Here is a 12184-nt window from a genome sequence, read left to right as displayed (position 1 = left end):
AGAGAATTTATTACGAGTTAATGAAAGATTGTATTTAGTTATTTTCTATTATTTATTGTACGCCTAACTCCATTTCTTACTTGTAGAGTTTCTTTGCCATTTGATGCACTTGATTTACTGCCTATACCCTGTTCCAATACCAGAATCAAGTCATCAAAAATTTTCTCCACTGCCTCCATATCTAAGTCAATTGGGACTTCATTAGCCAACTGTTGAGGAGCAATGCCAATTTTTTCGGGGATAAAGTTTCTCAAGCCCTCAGCCAAAGTTAAAATAATAAATGTAGCTAAGTGTGGATCTATATCACTGTCGATATCTCCTTGAGCAATGCCTTGATTAACTAGTTGCTGAATATACTCCACCGAACCTTTTTTAGTTCGTTGCAGCACTTCGTCTCGAAATGGTACGTCGCCATAAACGGCGCGATTAACAATCTGACTGAGATCAGGATGGGTTAAATCGAAACGAGCGCTAATACTAAACAGCCAACGCAAGTATGGGAAAAATCCCATCTGTGGTTGAGGAGCATGAGCATTTTGTAAAAAGGCTATTTTCTGTTGATTTGCTAAGTCAATTAGATATAAATAAAGGTCTTTTTTATCTTCAAAATATTGATACAAACTACCTTTAGCAATCTTTGCCTGCTTCACAATGTTGGAAATTGAGGCAGTTTCGTAATCGTGACTGGCAAATTCTGCAACTGCGATCGCTACAAGGCTTTGTCTTTTGTCTTCGCGTAGATTGAAAAAGGTCTGAGTCGGCATAGCAAATAAGTTTATTTCGTTCAATATATGACCAGCTAGTCACACGACCAGTTGGTCATATTATGATTCAAGTACTCCCTACTGTCAAGCTTTCTGGGTGTAGATTCATGCAAGATTTACTCTCTAGCTGTCTAATTAGTATGTAAAGCAGGTAAGCTGAAAAAGGAATCTACCAGCAGCAAAAGAAGCATGATAGTCAAGAAGCCACCTCATCATATGGAAGATTTATTCATCAAAACAAAATGTCCAAAATATTCTGGTACAAAACGTATTTTAGAAAAACGTACCTAAATATGACCGTAGATAGGAATTGCCGCACCTCGGATATCTTGAGCAGCTTCCGAACCCAAAAAACAGATTAATTGGGCTAAAGATTCAGGTTTTACCCACTTGTCAGCATTTTCTGACCCCATAGCTTCACGATTTTTCGGGGTATCAATTACGCTAGGCAAGATGACATTAGCGGTAATATTCGTACCTTTAGTTTCATCTGCGATCGCCTTCGTCAAGGCTACCACACCAGCTTTTGCCGCAGAATATGCTGCTAATTGCCCCGCAGGTTCTACAGCAGCTCTTGAACCGACCGTAACAATCCGACCATAGCCATGTTCCAGCATGTTTTTCAGGCTATATTTGCAAGTCAAGAAAGTTGTATTTAAATTTAAATCTAATTCGCGTTTCCAACTGTAAAAACTGTATTCATGAGTTTTCCCCATTGAAAAGCCACCCACCAGATGAATTAACACATCTATCCGTCCGATGCGATTGATGAGATTGTCTACTGAAGCTTCTTCTTCTAGATTAGCGGGAATAAAGTGAAGCCTGGCAAAATCAGCAGGTAAAAGATTTTCCTTCAAGCGTTCCACTTCTTTGGGATTACGATAAGTAATGGTTATATCTGCACCTTGAGCTAGAACCGCTGGTGTCACACCTAAACCTAGTCCGCCAGTTCCGCCTGTGAGTAAGACTTGCTTGCCTTTCATGAAATATTTGCACACCTGAAAGTTCATTTTTAAGATAACGCGATGCCAGCATTTAGCGAACATTACCTAACTAAATTTACTTGACCTTTCAGCTATATTTTTGATAAAAAATATTTAACATCAGTAACATTACTTATAGCAATTTTGCTAATGCTATCTGTATTCACTGAATAATCAAGCGTTGAATGTACTGATGATGACTCTGAACTCATAATACAAAATCAGCAAATTTACCATGTAATATCTGAGGTGTTTGATTTTATTCTGGGTATTTAAGCACATATAAACATAAAAGACTTGAGCTAAAAGAACTTAAATTACACAACCTCATTTTTGAGTTCAAAAACAGGCTAAAACGCCTACTGGTTAGCCAGTGGTTATCGCCTTACAGGTAATTAATTATTGAAAGATTACCTAAATTAGTTACTCAAAAATCCCAGTGCTTCTCAAAAAACAGGGGGCTGAAGTTGATGCATGATTTGGGCAATGTTTTTCAATACAAATTCTAGGGTAGGAAAATTTGAGGATGCACGATGCCAGAAAATGAGTGGGAACAAATACGCCACCTATTGGTTGTCCAAGACTTGCAAGGACAGCGAACTATCCCCCTTCAGGAAGCAACTTATTCGATGGGGCGGCATCGTAATAACTCCATTGTCCTCCGTTCGGCGTCAGTCTCTAGACAACATGCAATTTTATTGCGGGTAACTATTCCCGATACTGACCAATATGGCTTTCGGATTATTGATGGTAACTTCACAGGTAAGAGTAGTACTAATGGCTTATTAGTTAATGGCTCTAAATGCTTCTCTCACAATCTCAAGCATGGAGATGTCATTATTTTTGGCGATAATCAAGCTCAGGCCAAATATTATGCAGTTTCTCACCTTTGCGAAGCAGAATTTTTGGCCTCTTGTGTAGCTGAAGACTTATCCGATTTCTTGTCAGAACAGATCAACCACGCTAATCCTGGTGCAACTTTAATTATTGATCCTGAATCTGAACTAGCTAGTGATACTGCTCTAGCTCGTTTAGCATCTTTCCCAGAATTAATTCCTAATCCCATTATCGAGATGGATTTAAAAGGGAGGGTGCTTTATCTTAATCCAGCTGCATCTCTAGAGTTTCCCAAAATCAAAAAAATTGGCCAAGAGCATCCCATCCTCACAGGATTACTCAGTGCAGTGGCAAATTATCAGGAAAATCCTTTTGTGCGGGAGGTGCAAGTTGGTCAAAAAATTTTTGAACAATCCGTACATTTTCTCCCAGAAAGTGATTTAATTAGAACTTTTATTGTTAGGGATATTACAGAGCAAAAGCAAGCAGAAGCCGAACTTAACCAACGCGATCGCTTGTTACAGGCAGTGGCAGAAGCAGCCAATTATTTGCTTGTAGAAATGAATTACGCAACAGGTATTGACAAAGCTCTAGCTGTGCTAGGGGAAGCGGCCAAGGTAGATCGCGCCTATCTTTTCAGTAACCATTTCCATTCAGTCACAGAAGAAATAACCGTTAGCCTTCAGTTTGAATGGACAAATACTCATATTGAGCCTTGCCGCCACCACTGGCAGAATCAGCCTTTTGAGTCTGCTGAATTAGCACGTTGGTACACTGTTCTTTCTCAAGGACAGTATATTAGTGGATTAGTCAGAGAATTTCCCGCAGCCGAGCAAGCATTACTTTCTCGAGATGGCATCAAATCTCTGCTACTAGTGCCCCTACGCTTAGAAGAACAGTTCTGGGGTTGTCTGGGTTTAGCCGACTGTTCTACAGAACGCCATTGGTCAAAGCATGAAGAATCTACACTTTTGACAATGGCAGCCAGTATCAGTGGTGCATGGCAACGTCAACAGGTAGAAGACAGAATCCGTTTTCAGGCGCTGCATGATTTGCTGACTGGATTACCCAATCGGCTGTTATTTAATGAGCTGCTGAACACATCTCTACCCAACGCAGTTCGCAAAGCCGAAAGTCTAGCGGTGATGTTTCTAGACTTAGATCGTTTCAAAGTGATTAATGATACTCTGGGGCATACATTAGGAGATAAATTGTTACAACAGGTAGCTGAAAGATTGAAAGCTTCCCTTAGAGGTGGCGATACTGTTGCCCGTTGGGGGGGTGATGAATTTACAATCCTATTACCCCGTGTGAAATATCTAGAAGAAGTATGCCAGGTGGCACAGAGAATTTTACAAGCCTTAGAGGATGTTTTTTATTTAGATGGACATGAACTTTATGTCAGTGCCAGCCTGGGTATTGCCCTACTAGATGAACATAGTCCTGATGCCGAAACTTTAATTCAGCACGCCGATACTGCTTTGTATTATGCCAAGGATGAGGGCAGAAATAACTACCAATTCTATAACACTACTCTCAGTACCAAGAATCCTGAACTTTTGACCTTAGAAAAGAGCTTGCGCTATGCCCTAGAAAGAGAAGAATTAACACTGTATTACCAGCCTCGAGTGAATATCAGCAGCGGCAAAATTATTGGCATGGAAGCGTTATTGCGTTGGCAACATCCTGACATGGGATTAGTAGCCCCTAGTGTCTTCATTCCCTTAGCAGAGGCTAGTGGCTTAATTATCTCTATTGGTGAATGGGTGTTACGCACAGCTTGCATTCAGAATAAAGCCTGGCAAACAGCAGGGTTTCCCCCCCTAACCATCGCAGTTAATTTATCTCCTAAGCAGTTTCGCCAACCTCAGCTGGTGGAGACTGTGGCTAAAATTTTAGAACAAACAGGGTTGGAAGCTCAATTTTTAGAATTAGAAATTACAGAAACTACCGCCATTGAAGATTTAGAGTTTACCAGAACTGTGTTGCAGGATTTTGAGCAGATGGGCGTTCATCTTTCCATTGATGACTTTGGTACTGGTCATTCTTCACTGTCACGCCTCCAACTTTTACCACTCCACAATCTGAAAATCGATAAGTCTTTTATCCAAGAATTGACCAAGGATGTCAAAGTGGCTCATATTGTGAAGGCGATCGTCACTTTGGCGAGAAGTTTAGGCTTGAGACTAACTGCCGAAGGCGTAGAAAAGCAAGAAGAATTAGATTTTTTAAAATCTATCTACTGTGAGGATGTGCAAGGCTTCCTCTTCTACAGACCACTTCCTGCTGAAAAAGCCACGGAAGTTCTCCAAAATGGGGAAATAAAGCTTTAGGACTGGGGAACTCGGGGCCCCTCTGGGGATAAGGGACTTCCAAAGAATAAATTATCCAATTTACTCAAATAATAGGGGAAAAGAATCAAAGTCCCCCTTTTAAAGGGGAGCCACTGCTTTGGGCGGCTTTGCCGACTTGTAGCAAGTGGCGTGGATTTAGGGGGATCAATACAAAGATGTGTGTACACGGTAGCCTTAATCTCCAGATCCACTAGGTCTTAGTCTATCCCTCCACGATGGTGGCGCTGTTGAAGTACCTGAACTACTGGTGGGGGGTGAAGATCGGCGAGTTCTAGTAGGGGTTGGGGGATTTGCTGGTGCTTGTCTGGGTTGTCTAGGTGGGGGAGCTTGATTAGTAGATCTCGTACTTCTAGCAGATTGAGACGTTCTTCTTCTGGGAGTTCTGGCGGGGGTGCTAACGTTAGGGCTAGAGTTAGAATTTACTGCATTGGTAGCAGTGGGTGCAGCAGGATGCTGCACTGATTTAGGCTTGATGGGCTGCGCTTTCATACTACCTACCCGACCTTGTAATTTAGGTCTTTCGGGAAAGTTTTCTACAGGCATCCCTTCTACTGCTTTCTCCATAAATTCTCTCCAAGTAACAGCAGCACTACCACTGCCTCCTGAAGTGGGACGGTTATTATCGTTACCTAGCCACACTCCTGTTACCACTTGAGGAATGTAGCCCACAAACCACAAATCACGGGCTTCATCGGAGGTGCCAGTTTTGCCGGCAACAGGTCTATTGCGTAATTGGGCAGGCCCTCCGGTACCAGCTTGGACTACATTGCGTAGCATCCAGGTCATAATCCCGGCACTAGTAGGGTCAAGGACTCGTTGGTGTTGGAAATCAGCTGACCAAATTACCTGCCCTTGGCGGTCGAGGATACGGCGAATACCATGAGATTCTACGTGCAATCCTTGGGTAGCAAAGGTACCGTAAGCGTTGGTTAATTCCAGTAAATTTACTTCGTTTGAGCCAAGAGCTAAAGAATAGGTAGGCAGAAGATCTGATTTAATTCCTGCATTACGGGCAACATTAATAATTGGCTCAAATCCCACATCAAGCAATGTTTTCACTGCAACTACATTACTAGAACGGGTGAGGGCATCGCGCATGGTTATAGAGCCACGGAAGGTGTTGCCGTAGTTTTTGGGTTCGTAGTCATCGACGATAAAGGGTGCATCTAAGTAGCTATCATTGGGACTTTTACCAGTAGCTATGGCTGCGGCATAGACAAATCCCTTAAATGTTGATCCTGGCTGACGCTGTGCCTGGGTAACACGATTAAACTGATTTTTACTAAAATCTTTGCCCCCAACCATTGCCTGAATTTCACCATTGCGGGGGTCGATGGCTACTAAAGCTCCTTGAGTAAAATTTTGCCAGCGGCCTTGATTTTTCAAGGTTTTGGCTACTGCTGCTTCTGCTGCCTCCTGCCAAGTGGGATTGAGAGTAGTTTCTATTACTAATCCCCCTTTTGTGAGGATATCGGGGGCAACATACTTGGGTAATTCTTGGAGGACATAACTAGCAAAATACGGAGATTCTACCTGTAATCTTCTCGGAAAATTACTCTTGAGGGTTAGGGGTTCTTGAGTAGCTGCTTGCCTTTGGTCTGCTGTAATTAATTCATCTTCATACATCCGCTGCAATACGAGATTGCGTCGCTGTGTGGCAGCTGTGGGATTTCGCGCTGGGGAGTACAAACTGGGAGCGGGAGCTAATCCAGCCAGCATTGCCGCTTCTGCTAGGGAGAGTTCATCTACTGTTTTACTGAAGTATACCCAGGCGGCATCTGCTACACCGTAAGCGCCAGATCCTAAATACACCAAATTCAGGTAACGTTCTAGAATCTGGTCTTTAGTTAACTCTTGTTCCATCTTTTGCGCGAGACGGACTTCTTTGAATTTGCGCCAAAATGTCTGCTCTTGTTTGAGGAAGAGAATTCGCGCTAGCTGTTGGGTGATGGTGCTACCACCTTCTAGCACGCTCTGCGATCGCAAGTTATTCACACTTGCTCTAATGATTCCTTTAGGATCTATACCATGATGAGTGGCAAACCTTCTGTCTTCTGAAGCGATGAAAGCTTGTTGGAGTTTCTCAGGTATTTGCTCTAGGTTGAGTCGTTCTCTGGTGGCTTCACCTTGTTGTTGCAATATGCTGCCATCCACAGCTTTGATGGTCAGTGTTTGTTCGCGAGTGGCAGCTTTTAGTTCTGACTGAGCAGGTAAATTTTGATCTATGGTGCCAATAAAATAGTTTAAAGCAATAATACTGCCACCTATGCTACTACTTATACCTAAACCAGCCCAAAACCACATCCGACGATAAAAAGGTCTATCGCCGCTGCTCAATCTAGTCATGATCCCAGATGAGATACCACTCATCTGACTAAATATCTGCCTCGTTTTCATCAGCTTTGTGGGGGGTAAGCTCTCATTAGTGGCTTCCTCGTTCTTGTAATGATTACCAGGAGTCAATCGCGGTTCCTCCGTGTCAGAATCACTCAAATTGGTTGATTGTTGCTTGAACTAGGAGGTGAGCTTACCCACATCAGTTCCTTGCTCAAAGTAGCTGAAACCTAACCACCAGACAAAATTTTCGGGGTTAGCGCACCACAGTTGTGTTAGTATAATAGCTCATAAAGAATTAACTGAATTCAGTAATACATAAAAATATTTTTCCGTAATTAGTTATTTCTTTTTTGTCAGCATTAATACAGTATTTTGACATAATTGTTCACAGCATCCAGATCATTAATAGTATCTGAAAAAGCTATTGCGATCGCACTTGGTAGTAATATTGGTGATTCCCACGCCATCTTAGAAGCGGCGATCGCCACATTGGCCCAAACCCCAGGAATTCGACTACAAGCTCAATCTAGTTGGTATATAACTAAAGCTGTAGGTCCACCCCAACCAGATTACTTAAACGGCTGTGCTATTTTGCACGTACAAATGCCGCCGCAGCTATTATTAGAGACTTTATTAGCAACAGAACAAAAATTTGGGCGAGTGCGTCAGCAACGCTGGGGGCCGCGATCGCTTGATTTAGATTTGTTGTTATATGATGACTTAATCATGGATACACCACATCTCCAAATTCCCCATCCGCGAATGCGAGAACGGGCTTTTGTTTTGATACCTCTGGCGGAGATTGCCCCAGCATGGGTAGAGCCAATTTCCGGATGTGTGATTAAAGATTTGCTAAAAGATGTAGACTGTTCTGGTGTACTCTTATTCAAGAGTCATTAAAATTACCAGTCATCAATGCAAAACAACACTGATTTTACCAACTGAACAGTGTTTGTATATGTAGGTAGATATAACAGAATATTATTATGCCATTAGGTAGAGAATTACCACAGTTACTGAAACAAATCTTGTTTTATAAAGGTCGCAAGTTTGATTTTGAAGTCAATCGCTTGCGTTTACCTAATAAAGCAGAAGGAGATTGGGAATGCATTCGTCACCCAGGCGGGGCCCTAGCTGTACCTGTGACAGCCGAAGGGAAACTTGTACTGGTGCGTCAGTATCGTTTTGCCATTCAAGGACGCATCTTAGAGTTTCCCGCAGGTACTGTTGAACCGAGTGAAGATCCCCTAGAAACAGTACAGAGAGAAATCCAAGAAGAAACTGGTTACAGTGCCCAAAAATGGGACAAGTTAGGTGAATTTTTCCTAGCGCCAGGTTATTCTGACGAAATTATCTATGCTTTTCTGGCAAGAGATTTAGAAAAGCTGGAAAACCCACCAGAAAAAGAGGCAGATGAAGATATTGAAACTGTTTTATTGACTCCCGAAGAACTGGAGAAAGCAATTATTGAAGGTGAGCTGGTAGATGCTAAAACAATTTCTAGCTTTTTACTAGCGCGGCCTTTATTAATTTAGTAGTGATATACAGCTAAATCAGTTATTTCCCGTTAATGATCATTTCTTGACGGGAAAATTTTTTGCTTGTAGTAAGGGCTTTAGCCCTTATCTTGTCAAGCCCTGCGGGCATAGATAGCTGCGCTTACTACAAACTTAAAATAATATGCCAGTTGTGTAAGTCCTATTAGGTATAACCCGTTGTAGATATCGCTTCCAATTCTACATCCTGGTAAAGGTCGATAAAAGAAGCAGTTAGGTTAATACTTTGGAGTTCAAAAGTTTTGTCACTGGGAGTATAAGTTTGTAGAACCCATAGACCTTGTTCGTTACGGCGGAATGTTTCAACTCGTTGATGTTTGCTATTAACTAAAATGTATTCTTGTAGGCTGTCAAGGGTTTGATAGTCGTTAAATTTGTCACCTCGATCAAAGGCTTCAGTGGAATTGGATAGAACTTCGATAATAAGTTTAGGAAAGCATTTATAAGTGGGTGTTTCTCGATCTTTAGGGTCGCAGGTGATGATAATATCGGGGTAATAAAAGCGGTTACGTTTTTCGATACGGGCTTTAACATCAGCAAAGTAAACTCGACACTCTGAACCTCGTAAATGATTGCGAATTAATAAAGCGAGATTTAGACCAATGGTGTTATGGGTGTCAGTTGTTCCCGCCATTGCGTAAACTTGACCATCAATATATTCGTGCTTTATTTCGCTTTTTTCTTCTAGTTGCAGGTATGCTTCAGAAGTGAGAAAAATGAAATCAGATCGGGCTATCATGGCTTAAGTTTTTGATTGAATTTTTAAGTGCATCAACGAGTTTTTATCTGTTGTTTGAAGTGCCATTTAAAATACCATATCTCTTATTTATTGTTGAGTATACACAGGCAGGTTTTATTTGTATAGCTACACCCTATAAGGGTGTAGATGCAAGATTTGAATATCAAGATTTTTTATGACGATTAATCCAAATACCCCGCAAACCAGCGGACTTTGCGCCTTGATAGTCCTCTAGAATACTGTCACCAATGTGCCAAGCTGCTTCTGGTGGGCAATTATGTTTTTCTAAAGCAACAGCAAATATTTGGGGATCAGGTTTCGCTGCACGTACCTGGGTAGAAATAGTTACAGAAGAAAAATAACTACTCAGTCCTAAACCTTGCAATACTGAGTAAATTCGGGAATCGAAATTCGACAGGATTCCTAGTTCAATTCCCCATCGTCGCCAATTTTCTAAAGATGCCAAGACATCAGGATAAATAAACCACGGTTCAGGTGTACCGAAGTGAATATACAGTTCACTAAAAAAACCAGGAAAATCAGAAAATTCTTTGAGAACCCCCGCACTTTTAAAAGTATTAAGGGCAATTATCCGCCACCAATCAAATTCCCTTTGGGGAATATCGTGTGGTTCTGCATCTAAAAATACCGGTGGTGGTGCGGCTTTAAAGCTTTCTAGAAATGTTGTATTCAATATTTCGGCTGAAACTTCCACCTCAAAGTCTCGGGCTATCTGACTATAAACTTCGCCCACACTGCCTTTGACTCCGAAGAGTGTGCCCACAGCATCTAAAAAGATAACTTTCGGTCGTTCCATCAAACTTTGTATGATTATAAATATAGGATTTTAGATTTTGGTGAGACAGCGCAGTGATTCCAGTACCACGGCAGAGTTTACCTTAGCAGGTCACTGGCGTCAGCGCAAAGCAAACACCATCGGCAATTAGGTTTTCCCCTCACCATAGGTAATTTTCATTAGCCGCCAGGCGCGCCGGAGGCGTCACCCGCAGGGCTAGTTAAAGTTTCAGTGGTTAGGTAGCACTATAGCAGTTGCCAGGTAGTTTACGACATCAATTTAATCATAAAACCCGGACACCAAAAGAGTTTCAAGCCTGTTCTCTGCTGTATGTACTACGAAGAAAGTGTTTCTATAATAGGACGGACTAGCCAATTAAAGCCAACCTTGAGTTGATGGTCTAAAGTCGGCATCCGGTATAAATAGGCAAAACGACGGGCGAGATAAGCTAAGGAACCATCTAGTTTGACTCCTAAACCAGTGAGAGTAGCATTGTCTTTACCCAACGCCATCATTTCGCCTAACTGTTGGTAACGGAAAGGCAGTAATGGGCGATGAGTTAGAGAAGCCCAAATATTCCAAGCAGTATAATCAGCTTGTTGAAAAGCTGCTTGGGCTGTGGCTGGAACTTGCTGTCCTTCAGCATCAAGACAGTCTGCTAAATCTCCCAAGGCAAATATTTCGGGATGGTCAAGAACTTGCAACGTTGGTGTAGTGGTAATTTGACCACGTTGATTTTGCTTCAAAGCTAGGGTACGGACTACAGGTGCAACTCTTGTGCCTACAGTCCAAATTACTAAATCTACGGGAATTGTATCTACCTGATTTTTATAATCTAAAGAGATGGCATCTTGACTAATTGATTCGACTTTGGTTTCTAAGTCCAGAAATACACCTCTTGCTTCTAAAGCTTTTTTGGCAGCTTCTCGGTTAAATTCTGGGGAAGTGCGTAAAATTTGGTCGGCGATTTCAATGAGTCGGAAACGTCCTCTATCGCCGAGTCTGTCTGCTAGCTTACAGGCTAATTCCACGCCACTATAACCAGCACCCACAATGGCTACGCGAATTTTATCAGCATCAGATTCTGCCAATACTCGCAGACGTTCTTCCAAGCGATAAGCATCAGCAATGTTGCGAAATGGGTAGGCATAGGAGGTCGCCCCAGGTACCATATCTAGTGGTGTTTCCCCACCTAAAGCTAGTACTAAGCGGTCATAGGGGATTTCTGGGCCATCTTGTAAATGTACTCGTTTCTGGTCGGTATCAATTCCCGAGACAACGGCTTGATAAAAGCGCACACCTGTGTTTTGTAGCAGTTCTTCAAAGGGTGGGGCAATTTCCCAGGTTTGCAGTTCTCCGGTAAGTAATTCGTAGAGTAAAGGAGAAAATACAAAGCGATCGCTTTGATCAACCAGGACAATTTCGGGTTTTTGGTTATTCTCCCACGGTAATTGGCTTAAGCGCAAGGCAGTGTAGAGACCACCAAAGCCTCCCCCAAGGATACAAATTCTCGTAGTTTGTTCAGTCATCGGTTTTACAGGACAATCAATCCCAGCATGGCAACTAACTTCAGTGTAATGAATTTCCTTGATTCTATTGTCATGAGTCGATTTAAAAAAAACACTAACAGATGTATACAGATAAGTTATCGGTGCTTACCTGTGTACATTTGTGGTGTGGTGGCAAATTATCCTAGATATCTGGGAATATCTTCACCTGTTCAACTGGATATCCCTTCGTTGACTCACAAGAGGTACAGATTCTTAACGGAATCACGGAAGTCCCCACTTTCAGCGAAGCAAGGTGGGGATGGACAGT

9 protein-coding genes are annotated in these 12184 nt (G+C 42.1%); 3 read left to right on the top strand and 6 right to left on the bottom strand.

The features are described from left to right. Positions 1 to 38 precede the first annotated feature (38 nt). Entirely contained in the window at positions 39 to 764 is a 726-nt protein-coding gene (locus ACM0OT_RS17905) for a TetR/AcrR family transcriptional regulator (protein WP_414565775.1), read from the bottom strand. Between the two features lie 287 nt (positions 765 to 1051). Continuing rightward, positions 1052 to 1747, bottom strand: a complete 696-nt coding sequence (gene fabG / locus ACM0OT_RS17900) for a 3-oxoacyl-ACP reductase FabG (RefSeq protein ID WP_414565774.1) — start codon at positions 1745 to 1747, stop codon at positions 1052 to 1054. Between the two features lie 533 nt (positions 1748 to 2280). Here fabG and ACM0OT_RS17895 point away from each other — a divergent pair. Beyond that, on the top strand, positions 2281 to 4917 hold the full coding sequence (locus ACM0OT_RS17895; protein WP_414565773.1) for an EAL domain-containing protein: 2637 nt from the start codon (positions 2281 to 2283) through the stop codon (positions 4915 to 4917). A gap of 195 nt (positions 4918 to 5112) precedes the next feature. Here ACM0OT_RS17895 and ACM0OT_RS17890 read toward each other — a convergent pair whose 3' ends face one another. After that, positions 5113 to 7335 (bottom strand): transglycosylase domain-containing protein, encoded by a 2223-nt coding sequence (locus tag ACM0OT_RS17890; protein WP_414565868.1) that lies wholly within the window; start codon positions 7333 to 7335, stop codon positions 5113 to 5115. Positions 7336 to 7656: 321 nt separating this feature from the next. Between ACM0OT_RS17890 and folK the strand changes: the two genes are divergently transcribed. Together folK and ACM0OT_RS17880 are read left to right on the top strand one after the other, a co-directional pair. Next, entirely contained in the window at positions 7657 to 8175 is a 519-nt protein-coding gene (gene folK / locus ACM0OT_RS17885) for a 2-amino-4-hydroxy-6-hydroxymethyldihydropteridine diphosphokinase (protein WP_414565772.1), read from the top strand. 86 nt (positions 8176 to 8261) lie between these two features. Next, positions 8262 to 8810, top strand: coding sequence for an NUDIX hydrolase (locus tag ACM0OT_RS17880; RefSeq protein ID WP_414565771.1), 549 nt, complete (start codon positions 8262 to 8264; stop codon positions 8808 to 8810). Positions 8811 to 8976: 166 nt separating this feature from the next. Here ACM0OT_RS17880 and ACM0OT_RS17875 read toward each other — a convergent pair whose 3' ends face one another. The 3 genes from ACM0OT_RS17875 to ACM0OT_RS17865 form a co-directional block, all read right to left on the bottom strand. After that, on the bottom strand, positions 8977 to 9570 hold the full coding sequence (locus tag ACM0OT_RS17875; RefSeq protein WP_414565770.1) for a Uma2 family endonuclease: 594 nt from the start codon (positions 9568 to 9570) through the stop codon (positions 8977 to 8979). A 163-nt stretch (positions 9571 to 9733) separates the two neighbouring features. Beyond that, entirely contained in the window at positions 9734 to 10387 is a 654-nt protein-coding gene (locus ACM0OT_RS17870; RefSeq protein WP_414565769.1) for an HAD-IA family hydrolase, read from the bottom strand. A 314-nt stretch (positions 10388 to 10701) separates the two neighbouring features. After that, positions 10702 to 11895 carry an NAD(P)/FAD-dependent oxidoreductase gene (locus ACM0OT_RS17865; protein ID WP_414565768.1) on the bottom strand — a complete coding sequence of 398 codons (1194 nt, stop codon included), beginning with the start codon at positions 11893 to 11895 and terminating at the stop codon, positions 10702 to 10704. Positions 11896 to 12184 lie beyond the last annotated feature (289 nt).

Source organism: Anabaena sp. CCY 9613 (genome assembly GCF_963920895.1).
Classification (GTDB): Bacteria; Cyanobacteriota; Cyanobacteriia; order Cyanobacteriales; family Nostocaceae; genus Cyanocohniella.
Note: the sequence above shows the minus strand (reverse complement) of the source record. Positions and strands in the feature narration are given on the sequence as shown.